This is a genomic window from Pseudarthrobacter sp. KH_020_B, assembly GCF_057840185.1.
Map to the genome: position 1 here is coordinate 3,788,603 of NZ_CM174506.1, position 21,058 is coordinate 3,809,660.

At 66.6% G+C, this 21,058-nt stretch carries 18 protein-coding genes and 1 pseudogene; 7 read left to right on the plus strand and 12 right to left on the minus strand.

Going from position 1 to position 21,058, the window contains the following annotated elements:
• Nucleotides 1–114 precede the first annotated feature (114 nt).
• The gene (locus AC3IT0_RS17650; protein WP_489320969.1) at nucleotides 115–873 is read left to right on the plus strand and encodes a dienelactone hydrolase family protein; all 759 of its coding nucleotides are present in this window, start codon (nucleotides 115–117) and stop codon (nucleotides 871–873) included.
• A 147-nt stretch (nucleotides 874–1,020) separates the two neighbouring features.
• On the opposite strand, the gene AC3IT0_RS17655 is transcribed toward AC3IT0_RS17650, so the two are convergent.
• The 8 genes and pseudogenes from AC3IT0_RS17655 to AC3IT0_RS17690 form a co-directional block, all read right to left on the minus strand.
• Complete coding sequence (locus AC3IT0_RS17655; RefSeq protein ID WP_489320970.1) at nucleotides 1,021–2,481, minus strand: amino acid permease; 1,461 nt, start codon at nucleotides 2,479–2,481, stop codon at nucleotides 1,021–1,023.
• A 189-nt stretch (nucleotides 2,482–2,670) separates the two neighbouring features.
• Complete coding sequence (locus AC3IT0_RS17660; RefSeq protein WP_489323836.1) at nucleotides 2,671–2,991, minus strand: Rieske (2Fe-2S) protein; 321 nt, start codon at nucleotides 2,989–2,991, stop codon at nucleotides 2,671–2,673.
• 59 nt (nucleotides 2,992–3,050) lie between these two features.
• Nucleotides 3,051–5,347, minus strand: a pseudogene (locus tag AC3IT0_RS17665) (FAD-dependent oxidoreductase).
• On the minus strand, nucleotides 5,347–5,694 hold the full coding sequence (locus AC3IT0_RS17670) for a molybdopterin oxidoreductase (RefSeq protein ID WP_489320971.1): 348 nt from the start codon (nucleotides 5,692–5,694) through the stop codon (nucleotides 5,347–5,349). Before AC3IT0_RS17670 ends, AC3IT0_RS17665 begins: the two are co-directional and overlap by 1 nt.
• A 239-nt stretch (nucleotides 5,695–5,933) precedes the next feature.
• Nucleotides 5,934–7,670, minus strand: coding sequence for an ABC-F family ATP-binding cassette domain-containing protein (locus AC3IT0_RS17675; RefSeq protein WP_489320972.1), 1,737 nt, complete (start codon nucleotides 7,668–7,670; stop codon nucleotides 5,934–5,936).
• A gap of 301 nt (nucleotides 7,671–7,971) precedes the next feature.
• On the minus strand, nucleotides 7,972–8,847 hold the full coding sequence (locus AC3IT0_RS17680) for a metal ABC transporter permease (RefSeq protein WP_489320973.1): 876 nt from the start codon (nucleotides 8,845–8,847) through the stop codon (nucleotides 7,972–7,974).
• Nucleotides 8,848–8,850: 3 nt separating this feature from the next.
• Nucleotides 8,851–9,621 carry a metal ABC transporter ATP-binding protein gene (locus AC3IT0_RS17685; protein WP_489320974.1) on the minus strand — a complete coding sequence of 257 codons (771 nt, stop codon included), beginning with the start codon at nucleotides 9,619–9,621 and terminating at the stop codon, nucleotides 8,851–8,853.
• The gene (locus AC3IT0_RS17690; RefSeq protein WP_489320975.1) at nucleotides 9,621–10,619 is read right to left on the minus strand and encodes a metal ABC transporter substrate-binding protein; all 999 of its coding nucleotides are present in this window, start codon (nucleotides 10,617–10,619) and stop codon (nucleotides 9,621–9,623) included. Before AC3IT0_RS17690 ends, AC3IT0_RS17685 begins: the two co-directional genes overlap by 1 nt.
• Before the next feature lie 133 nt (nucleotides 10,620–10,752).
• Here AC3IT0_RS17690 and AC3IT0_RS17695 point away from each other — a divergent pair, with 133 nt between their 5' ends.
• The 4 genes from AC3IT0_RS17695 (at nucleotide 10,753) to AC3IT0_RS17710 (ending at nucleotide 14,676) form a co-directional block, all read left to right on the plus strand.
• Complete coding sequence (locus AC3IT0_RS17695; RefSeq protein WP_489320976.1) at nucleotides 10,753–11,514, plus strand: CPBP family intramembrane glutamic endopeptidase; 762 nt, start codon at nucleotides 10,753–10,755, stop codon at nucleotides 11,512–11,514.
• A gap of 62 nt (nucleotides 11,515–11,576) precedes the next feature.
• On the plus strand, nucleotides 11,577–12,542 hold the full coding sequence (locus tag AC3IT0_RS17700; RefSeq protein WP_489320977.1) for a 1,4-dihydroxy-2-naphthoyl-CoA synthase: 966 nt from the start codon (nucleotides 11,577–11,579) through the stop codon (nucleotides 12,540–12,542).
• A 12-nt stretch (nucleotides 12,543–12,554) separates the two neighbouring features.
• The gene (locus tag AC3IT0_RS17705) at nucleotides 12,555–13,718 is read left to right on the plus strand and encodes an AMP-binding protein (protein ID WP_489320978.1); all 1,164 of its coding nucleotides are present in this window, start codon (nucleotides 12,555–12,557) and stop codon (nucleotides 13,716–13,718) included.
• 76 nt (nucleotides 13,719–13,794) lie between these two features.
• The gene (locus AC3IT0_RS17710) at nucleotides 13,795–14,676 is read left to right on the plus strand and encodes a 1,4-dihydroxy-2-naphthoate polyprenyltransferase (protein ID WP_489320979.1); all 882 of its coding nucleotides are present in this window, start codon (nucleotides 13,795–13,797) and stop codon (nucleotides 14,674–14,676) included.
• Between the two features lie 18 nt (nucleotides 14,677–14,694).
• Here AC3IT0_RS17710 and AC3IT0_RS17715 read toward each other — a convergent pair whose 3' ends face one another.
• Nucleotides 14,695–15,021: a DUF4229 domain-containing protein gene (locus AC3IT0_RS17715; RefSeq protein ID WP_489320980.1), complete on the minus strand. Its 327-nt coding sequence runs from the start codon at nucleotides 15,019–15,021 to the stop codon at nucleotides 14,695–14,697.
• Between the two features lie 60 nt (nucleotides 15,022–15,081).
• Here AC3IT0_RS17715 and AC3IT0_RS17720 point away from each other — a divergent pair, with 60 nt between their 5' ends.
• Complete coding sequence (locus tag AC3IT0_RS17720) at nucleotides 15,082–15,528, plus strand: PLD nuclease N-terminal domain-containing protein (protein WP_489320981.1); 447 nt, start codon at nucleotides 15,082–15,084, stop codon at nucleotides 15,526–15,528.
• A gap of 6 nt (nucleotides 15,529–15,534) precedes the next feature.
• Complete coding sequence (locus AC3IT0_RS17725) at nucleotides 15,535–16,158, plus strand: hypothetical protein (RefSeq protein WP_489320982.1); 624 nt, start codon at nucleotides 15,535–15,537, stop codon at nucleotides 16,156–16,158.
• A 24-nt stretch (nucleotides 16,159–16,182) separates the two neighbouring features.
• Here AC3IT0_RS17725 and AC3IT0_RS17730 read toward each other — a convergent pair whose 3' ends face one another.
• The 3 genes from AC3IT0_RS17730 to AC3IT0_RS17740 form a co-directional block, all read right to left on the minus strand.
• Nucleotides 16,183–17,676 carry a dynamin family protein gene (locus tag AC3IT0_RS17730; RefSeq protein ID WP_489320983.1) on the minus strand — a complete coding sequence of 498 codons (1,494 nt, stop codon included), beginning with the start codon at nucleotides 17,674–17,676 and terminating at the stop codon, nucleotides 16,183–16,185.
• Entirely contained in the window at nucleotides 17,673–19,619 is a 1,947-nt protein-coding gene (locus tag AC3IT0_RS17735) for a dynamin family protein (RefSeq protein ID WP_489323837.1), read from the minus strand. Before AC3IT0_RS17735 ends, AC3IT0_RS17730 begins: the two co-directional genes overlap by 4 nt.
• Before the next feature lie 156 nt (nucleotides 19,620–19,775).
• A complete protein-coding gene (locus AC3IT0_RS17740; protein WP_489320984.1) occupies nucleotides 19,776–20,948 on the minus strand; it encodes an IniB N-terminal domain-containing protein in 1,173 nt (390 codons plus the stop codon).
• Nucleotides 20,949–21,058 lie beyond the last annotated feature (110 nt).

Sequence of the window (21,058 nt, forward strand, 5' to 3'; positions counted from 1 at the left end):
GATCCGCCGCCGTTCTTGTGCCTGCCCCCGTCGATTGCTCCGTACGGGCCCTTTTGACGCCCCAAAAGGGCCCGTACGGAGCAGTCGATGGGGAACGGCGGCTACCCTTGGCCCATGACTACCGTGGACCTGAGTGCCCAAAGCGCTGCTTCCGGCGGTTCGCCTTCGCTCGGCGGATATCTCGCCACCCCTGCAGGAGCCGGCCCGTTTCCCGCGGTCCTGATAATCCACGAAGCCTTCGGCCTGAACGACCTCGTCCGCGGCCAGGCGGACCGGATGGCCCGCGCCGGGTACCTGACACTGGCGTTGGACCTGTTCAGCGACGGCGGCCCGCGCCGGTGCCTGGTCAGCACCATGCGCAGCATGCTCAGGGGAACCGGCCGGGCGTTCACCGACATCGCTACGGCCCGGACCTGGCTGGCCACTTCGCCGCTGTCCACCGGCAAAACCGGAGTGATCGGGTTCTGCATGGGCGGCGGCTTCGCGCTCCTGGTGGCACGCGACGGCTTCGACGCCGCCTCGGTCAACTACGGCCGTTTGCCGGGCAATCTCGAGGAAGCCCTCCGCGGCGCCTGCCCCATCGTGGCCAACTTCGGCGGCCGGGATCTCGCCCTCAAGGGCGCGGCCGGCAAGCTCGAGTCCGCCCTGGACAGTCTCGGCATCGAGAACAGCGTCAAGGAATTCCCCAGCGCCGGGCACGCGTTCCTCAACGAAACCGACCTGGGCCCGGCGGTTTTCAGGCCGCTGATGCGGGTCATGGGCATCGGCCCGGACCCGGCGTCCTCCCCCGAGGCCTGGCAGCGGATCGAAGACCACTTCGCCCGGCACCTGAAGAGCGTGGACGCCGCCCGACCCCCATCGATTGCTCCGTAGGCGCCCTTTTGAGCGCTCAAAAGGGCCCCTACGGAGCAATCGATGGGAATTAACGACGACGGCGGGCCGCCCCCGAAAGGGTGACCCGCCGACGTCGGACTTCTTAGCGTTCGGCTGCTGAGCGCCCGGCTGCTGGGGCGAAAAGCCCTAGCAGAAGAGCTCGCTCTTGGGCTCGTTGCTCTTGACCTTCTGCCAGCCCAGCCACAGGACCAGGGCGAAGAACGGGATAGTGGCCAGGGTCCAGAGACCGAGGTGGAAGACCTCGCCGGTCTTGCTGGTCATGGTGTCGAAGCCGATGAGCACGGTGATGGCCAGCAGCGCAATGAGTCCGGCCCAGCTGCTCCACGTTCCGCCGGGCGCGGGCAGGGACGAGACCTTGCCCTTCTTCTTGCGCAGCGCGATCTGGCTGGCGAAGATGGCGCCCCACGTGAAGATCACGCCGATCGATGCCGAGTTGAGCGCGAGGTCGAAGGCGTGTGAGCCGCCCAGCCAGATGTTCAGCAGGATGCCGACGAGGTAGACGGCGCCGATGGCCAGGATGGCGGCGTACGGTACGTGGCTCTTGGACATCTTGGTCAGCCACACCGGGGCATGCCCGTTGTTGGCCATGGTCCGGAAGATCCGGCCGATCGAATACAGGCCGGAGTTACAGGAGGACAGTGCGGCGGTGATGACGATCATGTTCATAACATCGCCCATCCAACCGAGGCCCATCTGGCCGAAAACGGTGACGAACGGCGAGGTGCCGGCCACGTACTGGTCCGAGGGCAACAGCATCGCGAGGAGGGTCACGGAACCGACGTAGAACACCACGATGCGGAAGACCACGGCGCGGATCGCTTTGGGAACTTCCCTGGCCGGATCCTGCATTTCACCGGCCGTGATGCCGACGAGCTCAATGCCGTTGTAGGCGAAAATCACGGCGTTCAGGACCAGGATCATCACCAGCGCACCCTTGGGGAACATCCCGCCCTCGGCTGCGAAGAGGTTGCTGACCGAAGCGTTGCCGTCACCCACCTGGGCGTTGGTGACCACCATGAACGTGCCCACCGCCAGGAAGATCACGATGGCGCCCACCTTGAGGCAGGAGGCCCAGAATTCGAATTCGCCGAACGCCTTGACGCTCAGGAGGTTGACGGCCACGAGCAGCAGCAGCGCTGCGATGGCGGACAGTTCAACAGGCACGTTGGGGAAGAAGAACTGGAAGTACAGCCCGATCGCGATGAGTTCGGCGATGCCGGTCATTGCCCAGTTGATGAAGTACATCCAGCCGGACAGGTACGCGCCCTTCTTGCCGAACATCTCGCCGGCGTAGCTGACGAAGGAACCCGACGTCTGGCGGTACATGATCAGCTCGCCCAGGGCCCGCATCAGCAGATAGGCGATTACGCCGGCAATGGCGTAGGAGAAGATGAGTGCGGGGCCAGTGGAGGCCAGGCGTCCGCCGGCACCCATAAAGAGGCCGACGCCGATGGCGCCGCCCATGGCAATCATGGTGACCTGGCGGCCGCTCAGTGATTTTTTGTAACCCTCGGCGCTGAGGGTGGAGTCGACGACGGCGGATTGCGCCGTCGGGCTCACGAGTTCTGTGGGGGTACTTTGAGGCACAACAATTCCTTGTGGGTAGGGGATTGGCCGGCACCGGAAACCCCGAGTTTTTGTCCAGATAATTCGGGATAATCCCGCATTTGGGGTACTTATGTGGACAAAAACTCTCAGGCGTCGAAGGTTCGCGCGGCCTGTCTATCCTACAAGATCCAAGCCGCGGCAAGTGACGCGGACTACACTCGCCCCCGGTTAAGCCAAACTATTGCCACCGATTTGGGGTCTTTGCAGAACAATATTCTGCTCAGCATTTTCCACAACGCTGTACGTGCGCAGATGTTCGGCCCCGGTGCTGGAGCAGCCCGTTTCCAGGCTGAACGCGTGCTGGTGCAGCGGGCACATCACCACTTGCCGGTCGATAGTGCCGTCCGCGATGGGACCGCCCCGGTGCGGGCAGACGGCGGAAAGCGCCCGAAGTGACCCGTCCCGCAGCCGGAAGACCGCCACCTGTTCACCGTCGACGCCGAAGGCCCGCCCCTCGCCGAAGGGGATCTGGTCCACGGGGCCCAGCATGTGGCTGTTGATGCTGACGGGCCCGGTGCCGACGGGCCCGCTGCTGATCGGATCGGCGCTCATCGGACCGGCACCTGGGGCAGGACGGTGAGCGGCAGGGAGGTGCGGAACTGGCCCGGCGTGAGCGGATCGTCGCGTTCGCTCCAGGGGTCCACGTAGCTGTCCACGGAGGCCTGCATAGCGGCGTCCAGTTGCGCGGCAATACCTTCCGAATCGTCAACGATCACCGCGCGGATATGCTCAATGCCCACCCGCGGCACAAAAGCGTAGGTCCGTTCCAGCCAGTTGGCCTGCTCGCGGTAGTACTGCATGAACCGTCCCGTCAGGACCTTGACCTCCTCCGGATCGTCCACCGTGGCCAGCAGGTCGCCTTTGCGGATATGGGCTCCCGCCGCGCCGCCGACGTAGAGTTCCCAGCGACCGCCCTCCACGGCCACCACGCCCACGTCCTTGACGAGCGACTCCGCGCAGTTCCGAGGGCAGCCGGACACGGCAAGCTTCAGCTTCGCCGGCGACTCGATCCCCTGGAAGCGGGACTCGATCTCGATGCCCAGCTTGGTGGAATCGCCCGTGCCGTACCGGCAGAAGTCCTTGCCCACACAGGTCTTCACGGTGCGGAAGCTCTTGCCGTAGGCGTAGCCGGACGGCATGTCCAGGTCCGCCCAGACCTGCGGGAGGTCCTCCTTGGGAATGCCCAGCAGGTCGATCCGCTGCCCGCCGGTCAGCTTGATAAGGGGAATGTTGTGCTTCTCGGCGACGTCGGCAATGCGGCGCAGCTGCTGCACGGACGTCACGCCGCCCTTCATCTGCGGGACCACGGAGAACGTGCCGTCGCGCTGGATGTTGGCATGGACGCGGTCGTTGATGAAACGGGCGTCGCGTTCGTCGATGTACTGCTCCGCGAGCATCATTTTCAGCAGCGAGGCCAGGCCCCCGCGCGGGTGGCGTCCATCGCGCCGCTAACCGTGGTGCAGCCGCCCTTCACGGCGTCCACGAGTGCCCCTTTCGAAACGCCGTTGCAGTTGCAGACCTGGGCGCCGTCGTCGAGCTCGGCGACGCCCACCTCCTCACCCGGCCCGCCGACGTCGAACAGCAGGGCGATCCGTTCCTCCGGCAGCGGCAGCCCGCGGTCGTAGGCCTGCGTCAGGTAGGCGACCTTCCGGCTGTCGCCCAGGAGCGTGGCGCCCACCATTTTGTTGTCGCGGACCACGATGGACTTGAACACGCCGCGGCTGGGCTCCGAGAAGACGATGTGCTCGTCGGTATCGAGCTCAGGCCCGTGCAGTCCCATGGATGCGACGTCGATGCCGGCAACCTTCAGCTTGGTGGCGGTCCGCGAGCCGAGGTACTCAGCGGAAGTGTCGGCGCCGGTCACGTGGTTGGCCAGCACCACGGCCTGCTCCCACAGCGGCGCTACCAGGCCATAAACCTCACCGCGGTGCTGGACGCACTCCCCCACGGCATAGATATCGTCTTCGTCCTGCACGCGGAGCCTGTCATCCACCACGATGGCCCGCTCCACCGGCAGCCCGCTCAGGACAGCCACGTCCACGTTCGGCCGAATGCCCGCGGCCACCACCACCATGTCGCAGGCGATGTCGTCCCGGTCCCGGAGGCTGATACCGCTGACCGTGTCCCTCCCGAGGACAGCCGTGGTACGGCTGGACGTGTGCACGCGGATGCCCAGCGCCTCCACGCTCTTACGCAGCACCGCACCGCCGTCGGGCCCCATCTGCGCGTTCATGAGGTGCCCGCCGGAGTGGACGACCTCCACCTCGATCCCGTGGCTTATCAGCCCGTAGGCCGCCTCCAGGCCCAGCAGGCCGCCGCCGATCACCACCGCCCGCCGGTGGTGGTCCAGCTGCGCGTGCTGGACCATCCTGCGGGTGTCATCGATGGTGCGGAACCCGAACACGCCGTGTTTCACGGACCCGCCCGGTGTGTAGAGCCCGTCCATCGGCGGCATATGGGAGCGGCTTCCGGTGGCGATGATAAGGGTGTCGTACGGCGTCACGCGGCCGTCGTTGGAGAAGACCTGCTTGGTGAACTTGTCGATCCGGTCCACCCGGACGCCGGCGTGCAGGGTGATGCTGTTCTCGCGGTACCAGGGCAGCGCGTTCAGGAAGATGTCCGCGTCGCTTTCCTCGCCGGAGAGGACGTGGCTGAGCATGATCCGGTTGTAGTTTCCGTACGGCTCGTCCCCGAACATGGTGATGGTGAACTGGTCCGCGCCGCCCCGGGCCAGAATCTCCTCCACGGCGCGGGCGCCGGCCATTCCGTTCCCCACCACCACGAGCCGACGGCGGGGCGCGGCGCCTGCGTGCCTGCCCTGCGGCCGGTCCAGCACGCTGGTCATCAGTGTTCCACCATGCCCAGGTCCACCACCACGGATCCCCCAACACCATCCGGGGCGGCGAGATAGAGCTCCACCACCGAGCCGCCGTCGATGTCTTCGACCACCCGCAGCGGCACATGGACCTCGCTCTTGGCACCGATCGGGAAGTACCGCATGGGCACGCCGTTCCGCATCAGGACCACCGTGATGAGCTCGCTGCTGGAATTGCCGCCCCGGAAATAGAGCGTCTGGTTGATGACACCGTCCGGAATGTAGTGCGAGAGTTCGCTGTGGATGGGTACGGGTTTTTCCAGCCCGGTGCCCACAAACGGGAAGATGCCCTGCAGGAAAAGGTTCTTGGTGATCACGGAAAGATCCTTTCGGCCGGCGGGAAGACTGGCATAGGCCAATCTTCCGCCGCCGATGTTTCCGCCTGCCTGTCGGTGCGTAACTTTTCCTTTGCGGAAAACTCACCGTTTTCAGGGCGGGGCGGGGTGCCCGGTCCTGCGCCGCCGTTTCGACGGTTCCCTGCGGGGACGACGGCGGCCGACGTCGAGTGGGCAGGGAACCGTCGAAACGGGCAGTCGGGGCCACCCGCCCCGGGCACTCAGGCCGGGGCCAGCACGCCTTTGTCCATCGAGTACCGGATCCAGCGGCCGGCGTCGTCCGTCCGCGAAGTGTCGCTCTTCTTCGCACACCGGGCAAACCAGTCCCGGAGGGCACGGTCGTGGCTGACCATAACCAGGGTCCCGGTGAAGCCGGCGAGCGCCTCCTCCAGCTGCTCCACGAGTACGGGAGCCAGGTGGTTGGTGGGCTCATCCACAATCAGCGTGCCGTAGCCGCCCAGCAGCAGGCGCGCCAGGGCAAGCCGGCGCTGCTGGCCCGCGGACAGGCTCCCCACCGGGACGTGGAACTCGCTGGTGCGGAACAGCCCCAGGCGCAGGAGTGCCTCGGCGTGCTCATCGATGTTGCCGCCGAGGCCCGCCGCGAAGGCCGGCAGCAGGCGGAGCGTGGGCCGTTGCGGCAGTTCGAGTTCCTGCTGCAGGTAGCCCACCCGCGCCGGCCGCTGAACGAGTCCTTCGGCGGGCTCCAGGGTTCCTGCCAGCACGGAGAGCAGGGTGGATTTTCCCGCGCCGTTCGGGCCAGTGATGAGGATCTTCTCGCCCATACGGGCCGCGAAATCAGTGACGCCGAGGCGGCCGGGAACTGCGACGCCGCGGGCAACAAGGACCGCCGACGTCGGCACAACGGTGCCGTCCGCGGTTAGGGCGGTTGCCCCAGAGGCCCCCGAGTCCCCCAAAGCCCCGGCGACATACAGAGCCTCCGGATCCACGGTCAGCTCCGCCGCAAGCCGCAGCGGCACGGGCGGACGGTCAATGGGGCTCGCTTCCAGCCGACGGAGCCGTTCCTGGGCGTTGCGGACCTTGCTGCTCGCCGCTTTCTGCCAGGTGCCGGCCTTGAAGTCGAAGCCCATCTTGTCGCCGTCGCGCTTGCGGGCATAGCCCATCCTGTCGGTCACGGTGTCCGCCTGCCGCTGCTCGGCGTCCATCGCGTCGATCCACTCATGGTACTGCTGGACCCAACGTTGGCGTTCGGCGGCCTTCTCGCGGAGGTAGCCGTCGTAGCCGTTCCCATAGCGGGTCACGGCCCGGCGCTCAGCATCAACCTCAATCACGGTGCTGGCCACTTTGCGCAGCAGCACACGGTCGTGGGACACCACTACCACCGTGCCGCGATGGGCGGCCAGCCGGTCCTCCAGCCAGGCGGTTCCGCGGGCGTCGAGGTGGTTGGTGGGTTCGTCGAGGAGCAGGGTGTCCGCCGGATCGGCCAGGACACAGGCCAGCGCCACGCGTTCCTGCTCGCCGCCGGAGAGCGATCCCAGCGTCCGCTTCCGGTCCAGGCCACCCAGACCCAACCGGTCCAGTGCTGCCTCCACGCGGGATTCCGCGGCGTAGCCCTCGCGCAGCTGGTACTCCGTCTGCAGCCTGCCGTACGTTTCCAGCTCGTCATCCTCGGCATCGGCGAGGCCGGCCTCCAGCCGGTCAAGCTCGGCTTCCAGGGCACGCAGCGAGGCCAGGGAAGAGTCGACGGCGGCGCCCACGGTGAAGGATTCGGGCAGGCCGTGCGTCTGCGCGAGGTAGCCCACGCGGCCGTGGCTGACCGCAGTCCCTTCGTCGGGCGCTTCCAGCCCGGCCAGGATCCGGAGCAGGGTGGATTTGCCGGCGCCGTTTTCGCCGACGATGGCAACATGCTCGCCGGCCGCGATGACCAGGCCGATTCCGTCCAGCAACTGCCGGTCGCCGTAGCCGTGGGAGACGCCGGAAAGGTTCAGGTGTTCAGTCAAGGTAAGTCCTCGCAGGATTCCGCAGTGTGGCCGCCGGAACTGGTGCTCGACGGCGGCCCTGGATTCGGGGAAACAGCCCGGCATTGCCGGGCTGCTGCTCAGGACTTCATCGCTCCAGCTTCCCCGCCGGAAGCCGCAGCGTCAAGCCGGGACACCACCGGGAGGCACCAGAGCCGGACGGCGGCACGCAGGCCGGGTGCCGCCGTCGTACGCCAATTCGATGGTTCCCTGCGCACTCGACGGCGGGAGTCATCGAGCGCGCAGGGAACCGTCGAAATGGCGCGCCCTGGAGGACCCAGGCCTACACGGCGACCGCGGCGGCCTTCCTGCGGCGGGCCTTCGCCAGCCGGGTGCCGATCAGTCCCTGCCGGGGGCTGAACAGGTAGACGGCGGCGAACACCACACCCTGCGTGAGCACCACCATGGCGCCCGAAGCCGTGTCCAGGTAGTAGCTGAAGTAAATGCCGGCGATGGAGCACAGGGCTGAAATCACCGGGGCGATCACGAGCATCCGGTTGAAGCGGTCCGTGAGCAGGTAGGCCGTCGCCCCGGGGATGATGAGCATGGCCACCACCAGCACCACGCCCACGGTCTGCAGCGCCACCACCGACGTCAGCGCCAGCAGCCCCATGAGCAGCGCCCCCAGCCGTTTCGGGGAGAGCCCGATCGCGTGGGCGTGCGTGGGATCGAACGCGTAGAGGGTCAGGTCACGGCGCTTCAGGATCAGGATGACGAAGGCGACGACGCCGAGGACCAGCACCTGGATCAGGTCCGGGATGCTGACGCCCAGGAGGTTGCCGAAAATGATGTGGTTCAGGTCAGTCTGGCTGGGCGTGACGGAAATCAGCACCAGGCCCAGCGCAAACAGCGAGGTGAACACAATGCCGATCGCGGCGTCCTCCTTCACGCGGCTGGTGTTGCGGACGACGCCGATCAGGGTCACTGCAATCAGCGCGAACACCAGCGCACCGAGCGCAAACGGGGCGCCAACAATGTAGGCCAGCACAACGCCGGGCAGCACCGCGTGGGAGACGGCGTCGCCCATCAGGGACCAGCCGATCAGCACCAGCCAGCAGCTGAGGACAGCGCAGACGACGGCGGCGAGCGCGGTGGTGATGATGGCGCGGACCATAAAGTCGTAGCTGAGCGGTTCGAGCAGGATGTCGAAGAGTTCCATGGGTCAGCCCCTGCTCTCGGTGGTGGTGGCAGGTTCCGGGAGGTCGCGGTTCAGGACGTCCAGGCCGAACGCCATGGCCAGGTTCTCCGGCTGCAGCACCAGCTCCGGGGCGCCGTGCATCAGGACCCGGCGCATGAGGAGCACGGCTTCGTCACACAGTCCGGGCAGGGCGTGGAGGTCGTGGGTGGAGATCAGGATGGTGCAGCCGTCGGAGGCGAGCTCGCGCAGCAGCCGGGTGATGGTGGCTTCGGAGCGTTTGTCCACGCCCGCGAACGGTTCGTCCAGGAGCATCATGGTGGCGCCCTGGGCGATGCCGCGGGCCACAAAAGCCCGCTTCTTCTGGCCGCCGGACAGCTGCCCGATCTGCCGCTCCGCGTACTCGCCCAGTTCCACGCGGTCCAGCGCCAGGTCGACGGCGGCGCGGTCGGCCTTGGAGGGGCGCCGGGTGAAGCCCTGGTGCCCGTAGCGTCCCATCATCACCACATCGCGGACGGACAGCGGGAACTGCCAGTCAACATCCTCGCTCTGCGGCACGTAGCCGATCCCACCCTCCTTGCGCGCCTTGGCGGGTGACTGTCCGCCGATCAGAACGCGGCCGGCGTCGGGCTTGATCATTCCCATGATCACCTTGAACAGGGTGGATTTCCCGGACCCGTTCATGCCGATCAGGCCGCAGATCCGGGCGGCGTCAAGGCTGAGCGAGGCGGAGTCGAGCGCCAGGACCTCGCCGTAGTGGACCGTGACGTTTTCAACCAGGATGGCTGGGGTGCTCATTACTTCGCCCCTGCTGAGGCGCCGGCCAGGGCCTTGGTGATGACGTCGGCGTCGTGCCTGATCAGGTCCAGGTAGGTGGGTACGGGACCGTCTGCCTCGGACAGCGAATCCACGTAGAGCGTGCCACCGAACTTGGCCCCGGTTGCGCCCACCACCTGCTGCATGGGGGCGTCGGACACCGTGGATTCACAGAACACGGCGGGAACCTGGTTGGCCTTGACGTACTCGATGGCACGCGTGATCTGCTGCGGCGTGGCCTGCTGTTCGGCGTTGACCGCCCAGATATAGACCTCCTTGAGCCCGGCATCGCGGGCCAGGTAGGAGAAGGCGCCTTCGCAGGTCACCAGGGCGCGCTGGTTCTCCGGGAGGCCGGCGAGGCTTGCTTTCAACTCGTCCTGCACACCCTGCAGTTCGGCCTTGTACGCATCACCGTTGGCCTTGAAAGCCGCGGCGTTCTCCGGGTCAAGCTCGCTGAACGCCTTCACCATGTTGTCCACATAGATCTGCACGTTCACGGGCGACATCCACGCATGCGGGTTCGGTTTGCCCTGGTAGGAGTCCTCGCTGATGGACATCACCTCCACACCGTCACTGACAACTGCGTGCGGCACGTCCAGGCCCTCCACGAACTGCCCGAACCAGGCTTCGAGGTTCAGGCCGTTGTCCAGGATGAGGTCCGCCTTGGCTGCCTTGCGTATGTCGCCGGGCGTGGGTTCGTAGCCGTGGATCTCGGCGCCCGCCTTGGTGATCGACTCCACGGTGAGCTTGTCTCCCGCAACGTTCCGGGCGACGTCGGCCAGCACCGTGAAGGTGGTCAGGACCACGGGCTTGTCACTGTCACTGCTGCCCGGAACCGCCCCTCCCGCAGCGCCGCCGCAGGCAGTTACAGAGAGGGACAGGAGGACGACGGCGGCGGCGCCGGCAGCGCGGAACGCCGCCGTTCCCCGGGCGGAGGTTCGGCGGACTACTTTGGCGCACCGAAATAGAAAGTTAGGCATGCCGAACATTCTACGGGACACCGATCTGGCCCCGCAATGTGACGCCCACCCCAACTAGCTGGCACTTAACGTCGTCATTCGCGGTTTTCACGACGTTAAGTGCGAGTCAGTTGGGGGGAGCTAGGCTGAAGACATGGCCACCACGCACCGGAAACCACCTGCCCCGCAGCCCGAGCTGTACCGGTTTTCCGCCCTTGATTTCACCGCCGTCGGCCTCTACGTGGCCGCGGCCGGGCTCTTCGCCGTGGCCGGGGAACTGCTGGCCCCGTTCATCCGCCAGCTTGCCCCCAGCCCGGCCGCGGCGTCGTACGCGGTGAACCTCATCTTTTATGGCTCGATCGGGATCCTGGCGCTGCTCGCCGCCCGCCGGATAGTGGCCCGGGACGTGCGGGTGCTGGCCACCCGTCCGTGGTTCACCCTGCTGATGGTGCCCGCGGCGGTGGTGGCCATGATGATCCTCACGGCAATTGTGGTCTCGGCCAGCGGCGGGGTAGAGACGTCCGCAAACCAGGCAGGACTGCAGGCGCTGATGCAAGAGGTCCCCGCCTGGCTGATGGTGCCGGTCCTGGTGGTAGTGGGCCCGTTTGTGGAGGAGTACATTTTCCGGCACCTGCTGATCGGCAAGCTCAGCCGCCGGCTCAACATCTGGCTGTGCTGCGCCCTCTCAGTGGTCCTCTTCGCCGCCATCCACATCGCGGGCCAGGAAGCCATCACGCTCAATGCGCTGCTCCCCTACCTGGCCATGGGCGCCACCCTGGTGTTTGTCTACGTGTGGACCGGGAAGAACCTGATGTTCTCCTACTTCGTGCACGCGGCGAAGAACCTGCTGGCCGTCATCTTCATCTACGCCATCCCGCCCGAGCTCTTCGAGCAGTTGCAGCAGATCCAGCCCTGACACCTACCGATCCCGAGGGCAACGAGTTCTGCATCAGCTGACCCGATTACTAGACTTGTCCGGTGAGCAACCAAATTCCCGCCAAGGTGTCCGACGTCTTTGACCCCACCCGCTGGCGCACCGTGTCCGGCTTCGACGATTTCCAGGACATGACGTACCACCGGCAGGTTGAGCGCGTCACAACAACCGGACCAACCGGGACGGAAACCAGGGACCTGCCCACCGTCCGCATCGCCTTCAACCGCCCGGAAGTCCGCAACGCCTTCCGCCCCGGAACCGTGGACGAGCTCTACCGCGCCATGGACCACGCCCGCATGACCCCGGACGTCGCCACGGTCCTGCTCACCGGCAACGGCCCCTCCCCCAAGGACGGCGGCCACAGCTTCTGCTCCGGCGGGGACCAGCGGATCCGCGGCCGGGACGGCTACCGCTATGCCGACGGCGAGACCCAGGAAACCATCGACCCCGCCCGCGCTGGCCGGCTCCACATCCTCGAGGTCCAGCGGCTCATGCGGACCATGCCCAAGGTGGTCATCGCCGTCGTGAACGGCTGGGCTGCCGGCGGCGGACACTCCCTGCACGTGGTCTCCGACCTCACCATCGCCTCCCGCCAGCACGGCAAGTTCAAGCAGACCGACGCCACGGTGGGAAGTTTCGACGCCGGCTACGGCTCCGCGCTGCTGGCCCGCCAGATCGGCCAGAAGGCTGCCCGCGAGATCTTCTTCCTGGCCCGCGAGTACTCCGCCGACGACATGGTCCGCATGGGCGCCGTGAACGAGGCCGTGGACCACGAGCGCCTCGAAGAGGTGGCCCTGGAATACGCCGCGGACATCGCCCGGCAGTCACCGCAAGCCCTCCGCATGCTGAAATTCGCCTTCAACCTTGCCGACGACGGCCTGGCCGGCCAGCAGGTCTTCGCCGGCGAAGCCACCCGCCTGGCCTACATGACGGACGAGGCGGTGGAAGGAAAGGAAGCCTTCCTGGAGAAACGGGACCCGGACTGGTCCCGCTTCCCGCACTACTTCTAGGCAGGACGGCACATGAATCTCGGAACCCAGACCACCGGTCCCACGGACATCGACCCGGTGCTCAAAGCCCTGGCCGCCGCCCTCCACGGCGAGGGACCCGCCGTCGAACTTTCCGCGGGCCCCGCCGGCGAACTGGTGGTGGGACACACCGAGACGCCCGGCTGCGATGACGCCGTGGCTGTGGTCCGCACGTCCGGCTCGACGGGCGCGCCGAAGGCCACCATCCTGACCGTCGAGTCGCTGGCGGCCTCATCCATGGCCACCGCCCTGGCGCTCAAGGGCGAGGGCCAGTGGCTCCTGGCGCTGCCCGTGCAGTACGTGGCCGGCGTGCAGGTCCTGGTGCGGTCGCTGTTCGCCGGCACCCGGCCGTGGGTGATGGACATGTCCGGCGGTTTCACCCCCGAAGCCTTCACCGCCGGTGCCCTTGAGCTGACCGACAAGTTCCGCTTCACGTCGCTGGTGCCCACACAGCTCCAACGCCTCCTGGAGGCGCCGTCGCCGGAGACCCTGGCCGTCCTGCGGCGGTTCAACGGCATCCTGCTGGGCGGCGCACCGGCGTCGGCCGAACTGCTGGACGCGGCCCGCCAGGCCGGCGTCAGGGTGGTCACCACGTACGGGTCCGCCGAAACCTGCGGCGGCTGCGTGTACGACGGCGTGCCGCTGGAAGGCGTCCGGGTCCGGGTGGCCGACGACGGCCGGATCCTCCTGGGCGGCGATACCGTGGCCGCCGGATACCTGGACGCGCCGGAAGCCACGGACACCTTTTTCGAGGAGGACGGCGTCCGCTGGTACCGCACCAACGACCTCGGCACGCTGGACACGGAGGGCCGGCTCACCGTGCTGGGCCGCGCCGACGATGTCATCATCACCGGCGGCGTCAAGGTCTCCGCCGCGCATGTGCAGGAGGAGCTGGAAAAGTCCGACGGCGTCGCGGCGGCTTTTGTGGCGGGCGTCCCGTCCACGGAATGGGGCCAGGCCGTGGCCGCCTTTGTTGCGCTGGCCGGCACCCCAACCGGGGATCACGCCGTCGCACTCAAAGAGGAATGGCACCGGCGGCTGGGCCTCCTGGCGCCGAAAACCGTGCTGGCCGGCCCGGAACTGCTGATGCTCCCCAACGGCAAACCGGACCGCCTGGCGATGATCGACCGGCTCAACGCGCTGCATCAGGGAAAGTAGAGTAGAGCTGCACCGGCGGACCGTTCGCGGCCCTCCACTACCGTCCGTTCTCCCGACCCAACACGAGGTACTGACCGTGGCCACAGCCGCACAATGGATCCAAGGCGCCCGCCTCCGCACTTTGCCGGCCGCCATCGCCCCGGTACTGATCGGGACCGCCGCGGCCTACGAGCTGGATTCGTTCCGCCCCGTTAATGCCGTGCTGGCCGCCCTGGTGGCGCTGCTGCTGCAGATCGGCGTGAACTACGCCAACGACTACTCCGACGGCGTCCGCGGCACCGACGAGGACCGAATAGGGCCGCTGCGGCTGGTGGGCTCCGGTGCGGCCCAGCCGGAGCACGTCAAGTATGCAGCGTTCGGCGCCTTCGCCGTGGCCATGGTGTTCGGTCTGGCGCTGGTGGTGATCACCCAGAGCTGGTGGCTGATCCTGGTGGGAGTCGGCTGCGTGATGGCCGCCTGGGGCTACACCGGCGGCAAGAACCCCTATGGCTACATGGGCCTGGGCGACGTTTTTGTGTTTGTCTTCTTCGGCCTGGTGGCAACGCTCGGCACCACCTACACCCAGGCCGGCCAGGTCAGCCTGCCGGCCGTGATTGGTGCGATCGGCACCGGCCTGATTGCCTGCGCCCTGCTGATGGCCAACAACGTCCGCGACATCCCCACCGACATCCAGGCCGGCAAAAAGACGCTGGCCGTGCGCCTGGGCGACAAGCACGCCCGCGAAAGCTACGTGCTGATGCTCGCCGTGGCCATTCTGCTGGTGGTCATCCTGGCACCCGGGCGGCCGTGGATGCTGATTGTGCTGCTGCTGATCCCGGCGTGCCTGATGCCCGCCTGGCTGATGATCAACGGCCGCAAGCGCAAGAGCCTCATTCCCGTGCTCAAGCAGACCGGCCTGATCAACCTCGGCTACAGCCTGCTGTTCTCACTGGGACTGGTGCTCAGCCACGGATTCTAGGCCGAATCCAGGCCGGGGCTAGGACTCGGGGGCCTTCGTCTCGGGTGCCTTCGGTCCGCTGTTGCGGATGGTGACGTCCGGGTTGGCGTCCAGGAGGCTGTCCTCGGCATCGGCGTCGGCCACCTCGCTTTCGCTGCGCAGCGGCTTGGCCTTGCCGGAGAGCCGGCCGTGAATGGCGGCGGCGGCGGCGTCGCGCTGTTTCTGGAAGAAAAGGTAGCTGACCGCGAAGGCGATCAGGGCCGCGCAGATGACTGACAGCACCGCTCCCAACTGCAGGAACATAAAGAGCACAAAGAGCGGCGCGAACAGCGCCAGCCGGATCAGGGAGTATTTCAGAAAAGCCACGGTACAAGTTTAGCCGCCCTGCCTGAACGCCCGCCGCCTCCGGACGATAGACTTAATGGCATGCTCTTCCGTGTGGTTCTGGCCGTCGCAATACTCGTCATCTATGTGTATGGCTTGGTGGACGTGATCCGTACTGACCGCCGTCTCACCCGCGGGATCTCCAAGCCGGCCTGGCTCATCGTGGTGACCGTCCTGCCGGTGATCGGTACCATCCTCTGGCTGCTGATCGGCCGTCCGCGCGCCTCAGCCCCGGTCCGCCAGGCACGCAGCCACCCCACCGCGCCGGATGATGATCCCGATTTCCTCCGCAACCTGCGCCGCCGGAACCAAACCGAAGCCGACCGCCTCAAGAAGCTCAAGGAGGACCTTGAGGCGAAGGCCGACGGCGGTCCCGCTGGCAGCGGACTGGACAACACCGGGCCGGACAGGAAGGGAACAGGCCACGGCGAAACCGGCAGTGCCAGCACGGGAGACGCGGACACCCACGATACCGGCGACATAAAGTAGGCAAACATGGCCCAGCCCCCCGACGGAGAACTCCAACAACCTGCCGCCGCCGGGGCTGCGAGCCCGCCGCCGCGTCCCCCGCGACCGGGCCTGTCCTACGCGGCACCCGCGCCGATCCTGGTCACACTGCCGACGCCGCTGAGTGTCCGCCTCGGGCGGGCATTCTGGCTGTTCAGCTTCGTGGCAGGCCTGGCCGTGCTTATCGGTTCATTCCTGACCCGCGACTCACACCTGGAGCGGCTCCGCACTGTGGTGGAGCAGATGGCTCCCGGCGGTGGAGCGGACGCCGTGACCACATCCGCGGCCATTGTTTTCTGGGGCAGCCTCGGCGCCCTGCTGCTGGTGATGCTGTTTCAAGCGGCGGCGCTGGCTATTTTCTCAGCGCGCCGCGGCTGGTCCCGCTGGCTGATGATCCCGCTGCTGGCCGGGCAGGTGGTGGCCATGGTGGCGGCCGCAGCTTTCCTCGTCCCCGACGGCGACGCCGGCAGCTACGTTGTGATGCTCTGGGGAGCCCAGCTACTCCTTGCGTTCCTCGGCCTTGTGGCGGTTTTCGTGCCGTCGGCCGGCAGGTGGCTCAAGGCCCGGGGGCTCCAGCCGGCGCAGGTCAGGCCGGCGCGGACCCGGCCGTAGGGATGACCTCAGGCGGGGATGACCTCAGGCGGAATGCGCGTGCAGCTGCAGCGCCGAGCATTCAGCCACGACGCCCTCACAGCTGCGCATCACCACGCGGCAGGCCTCCACGGCGGAGCGCTCCGTTAACGGGTTTTCCGATACTGTCCGCCACCGGTCCACGCAGCGGCGGGCTTCGGCCAGGACTTCGTGCGGTCCGGCATCCGGCGCCAGCCCCATCCTCAGGGCAGACGCCGCTCCCCAGCCGCCGACCAGCCTTTCGGCTTCGGCCGCCAGTTCATCGCTGAGGGATACCCCTGTGGTCCGGATCGTGGCGAGCAGGCGGAGCTCACGGAACTCATGGGCGTTGACCTGAAGGCGTTCCAGGGCTGCGGCCAGGTGGCCGGCCCCCTCCCTGGGCACAGTGCGCAGCAGGCTTTCCACTCCCACCAAGGCAGTGCGGGCCTTGAGGGCATCCCCGCGGGCCTGGAACTGTCGCGCCACAAGATGCAGCAGCGGGTCCAGCCCGCTGCGCCGGGCGAGTTCATGCGCCAGTGGCGTGGGTTCGGTGAAGCCACTCCGGATCAGCACCACGCCGAGCCGGATCCCAAACAGGCCAAATCGCTCAAGCAGGGAGGCCCGGGCTTCAACGCCCAGGTTTTGCGGAACAGTGGCCCTGACGAACCTGTCCGCCGAGAGCAGCATCCGTTCCCGGGCAGACCGCTCCATGCCGGCCAGGACCTGCATGGACTCGAAGTCCGACTGGCGCATGCTGCGGGCGCTCTGGGCCAGCAGCCCGGCCACCGGGACCACCCCCAACGCCAGCTTCCGCAGGCTGTGGTCCCGGCGATACCGGTCGGCGATCTCACCGGCTGAGAGAAGTGAATCAATGCGGCCAGCGCCGATCTCGTCGGCCCGGGACAGCACGGCAAGGGCGTTCACGGTTCCCGACCTGCCCGCCTCGGTATCCCTGAAGGATTCGAGGAACCGCAGGTCCGAGGCGTGCATGTGCCGCATCAGGTAGATGATGGCATCGGCCTCGGAGGGCGCATCCGCGGGTGTGAGGAAATCAGTGGACCTAGCCGAGACGTCTTCGGACAGCGAGGCAATTCCCGGGGTGTCTATCAGGGTGAGCTCGCGCAGGGCGGGCGATGGCCACTCCACCACCAGCCGATCCATTTCCTGGGCGCGGGCGTTGCCCAGGACAAAAACCAGGCGGCCGTCCACGCGCTTCAGGGGCAGGACATGCGGTTCACCGGCAAGGGGGTAGGCCGTGATCCGCGGCGTGTGTCCGTAGCGGTACCAGGTCACTATTTTTGTGCATTCCCCTGTGTCCGTCGGGGCGATCTCCTCCCCGATGATCGCGTTCAGCAGCGTGGATTTTCCCGCCTTGACCATGCCAGTCACAGCAATCCTGAGGGGCTCGGACAGGCGCCTGGCGTAGGTTTCCAAGGCCGCGGCCGCAGCGGGGTCGTCCGCATACAGGAGCAGGGCGTCCTGGATCAGGTCCGCCACTCCCGCGCTGATGGACTCCTTCATCTGGCCGCCGCAACCGCCGGCGCCGTCCCCACTGACTGACCGCCCGCCGTCGGACTTCCCGACGCCGGGGTTCCCACCCCCGTGCCGCGCACTGCCGGAGACTGCGCGGCCTGCGGCCCCGGCGATTGGGCCACTTCGGCGGCCACCTGAGAAGCCGCATGGTGCAGGGCGTCCACCTTCTTGAGCTCGGCCTTGATCTCCCGGATGCGGATGTCCTTTTCCAGCGTGTACGTGGTGGCTGCCTTCTGCGCCGCCGACACCGAATCCGCCAGGGAGCGATGGTGTTCGTCCGCGATTTCCGTGAAGTGGTCCCGGGTTGAACGCTGCACCAGCCGGAGCCGGTCCTTGAGCTGCTTGCCCACCTGGAAGGTGACATCGTCCAGCTGGCGGCGGACCAGCGCCTTCGCTTCGGTCTGCCGGCGCTTCAGCCGTGCTTCCTTGTCCTCCCGGTACGCCCTGCGGCCCAGCAGCAGGCCCGCGCCCACTGACAGGGGATTGATCAGGGCCATACCGAAAATCCCGGTCAGGAGCCCGAACATCAGCACGCCGCCGTAGGATCCGCGCATGCCGATCAGGACCTTCTGCAAGGGGTTCACGTGCCCGTCGTCGAGCCCTGGCATGTTGTCCACCGGGTCCAGCGCGTCGCCGGTGTCCGAGACGTGCAGCACCGGCAGGGCCACTTCGTCCTCGGAAAAATGCTCCGCCACCTGCGCGGCCAGCCACTGCGCGCGTTCGCTGGTCCAGACAAACGTGTCCGAGATCGCCGCGGCGGCGCACTCCTCGAGCCACGCGGAAAACTGGGTCCAGGTGGGGCCGGGGTCGCCTTGGTCAATAGCGGCCTCGGCTTCGCGCTGGATGCGGCGCAGGCGGTCCCGGAGGTCGTACTCCATGTCCGCGATCAGGTCGCCGATGCCGTCGTTGAGCGTAATCTGCCAGCGGGCTGAACGTTTGCGCTGCTCATCGGCCTGTGTCTTCGCTTCCTCCAGCCCCGCAATCATCCGGGGCGTCCCCTCAGGATCCTCGAGGGCTCCCAGCTCGGACCGCAGGGACAGGCGCAGGTTCTCGGTCACGGAGAGCAGGTCCTGGCTGACGGAGCGCCGTTGCAGCCGTTCCGCCTTGCCCACAATTTCATTCCGGAGATGGCCGATCAGCCCGGGGAACCCTGACTCGGCGTTGAGTTCGCTGTCCTGCAGGCGGGCGGCCTCGAGTCTGAGGTCCGACGAAACCGCGAACAAAGGAATGTCCGGCGCCACCTGCGCGAGCTGGGCCCGGTCCATGGCCTCCACGCGGCGCCAGTCCGGATACAGGTCCGTTTTGGAAAGGATGCCCACAACGCTCGGCGTGATCCGCATGGCCTGCCGCAGGAACCGCATTTCGGGCTCGGTGTAGTCCTGCGAGGCATCCGAGACCAGCAGCATGGCGTCCGCTGTGGGCAAGGCCGTGAGGGTGGTCAACGTGTGCGAGGAGCCCAGTCCCCCCACGCCTGGGGAATCGATGACCGTCAGTCCGCCGGCCAGGACCTTGCGGGGCAGGAACACCTCGGCCGCTACGAGCTTCTTGACGTTTCCGGGGTTGCCCCGCTCGGAAACGTAAGCCGCCAGGTCCGCTATGTTGATGGGCTGCCGCTCCAGTGCGCCTTCGTCGCCAGGCTCTGTGGCGGCTTTGGGCAGCAGGATGGCGGCGGACGCGGGGTCCCCATGGCGGACCACGGTGGGCACCGAGGTGGCGATGTCGTCGTCGACCGGGCACACCGGGGCGTTGACCAGGGCGTTGATGAGTTTGCTTTTGCCTTGCTTGAATTCCCCCACCACGATCACGCGGATGCTCGGATCTTTCAGCCGGCGCAGGGTCTGGTCCAGGCGTTTGCGAAGGTCCGCCCGGTCTCCTGTCCCCACGAGTTCGATGCCCTGCTCCACCAGCGACGCCAGCTGGCCGGCGTTCATCGGCACCGGCATCCGTCCGGGGCTTCCCGGTCGAGGCGATTCAGCCATTATTTGTCCTTTGCAGCTGGTGCGGGTGGGACGGGGGATAATCCGCGAAGAGCCCGGCAGGAGGCTGATGGCCTCCTGCCGGGCGCTCCCGGTATCCGGAACTGATGCCTACAGCACGATCTCCGAATCTTCGACGGCGATGTCGTTGGTTACGTCAACGTCGGCGTTCGTCGAGTTGTCCTCGGTGGAGTTGTCCTGGAAGGAATCCTCGACCACAACCTCAACCGGGTTGAAGGAATCAACCACCTCCACCTCGGTGGTCTCCGCCTGCGAGTTGTCCTGGAAGGAATCCTCAACCACGACCTCGGTGTTGGTGGTGTTGTCCGAGTTGTCCTCGGAGGAGTTGTCCTGGAAGGAATCCTCGATCACCACATCGGTGGTCTCGGTGTTGGTGGAGTTGTCTTCGATGGAGTTGTCCGAGTTGTCGTTGACTTCGACGGAGTTGTCCGAGTTATCGGAGTTGTCCGAGTTATCGGAGTTGTCCGAGTTATCGGAGTTGTCCGAGTTATCGGAGTTGTCCTGGAAGGAATCCTCGATCACCACCGAGTTGTCCACGGAGTTGTCCGAGTTATCGGAATTGTCTGAGTTGTCGTTGAACGAATCAGCGACATCAAGGTCAACGTCGGTGTTGAACGAATCGGCCACGTCCAGGTCGCTGTTGCCGATGTTGACGTCGCCGTCGGCCGTGATCGAGTTGTCGGTGGAATTGTCAGTGGTGTTGTCCGTGTTGTAGGAGTCCGTGGTGTTGTAGGAGTCCCGGACGACGTTGTCGTCGCCGGCAGCCAGGGCCTGATCGCCGGATGCGATGACAGCCTCGTTGTCGAACCACTGGTTCACATCGCCGTCGGCCCAGATGTTCTGGTTGACGGACTGGTCCGTGATCGTGTCGCGGTCGTCCACCGTTGACGTGTAGGAGTAGTTGTTCACCACGTGGTGCAGCTGCTGGACGGCATGAGCGTGGTCGTCATGGTGATCGTGCCCCGGAATGTGTCCTGAACCGCCGCCTGCAGGAGGCGGAGTGTGGCCTGCGCCGCCGTTGCCGCCGGTCCACGACGTGTTCCCGCCGGTGTTGTAATCCCGGTCGAAGGAGGAAGCGTTGACGGTGATGGGTGCGAAGTCCAGGACAACCGGCATCGCGGCGTCAACATCGGCGGAGCAGACATCGCGCAGGCCGGCACCTTCGAGCGCGCGCTCCGGATCGTTCAGGAACTCCTTGGCTGCGGCGGGGTGATCGAACAGGCTCATGAGGAACTGAACTAGCTGGTTGGCAAGTGTTGGCATTTGATGGTCCTCAAATCTTCTCTGAGTTGTGGATCGCCGGGCCTCAGTGCCGGGCATAAATCAAACCTAGGGTCCTTCGTACGGGCCTGGCATCGGGTTGTGTCCCCGTA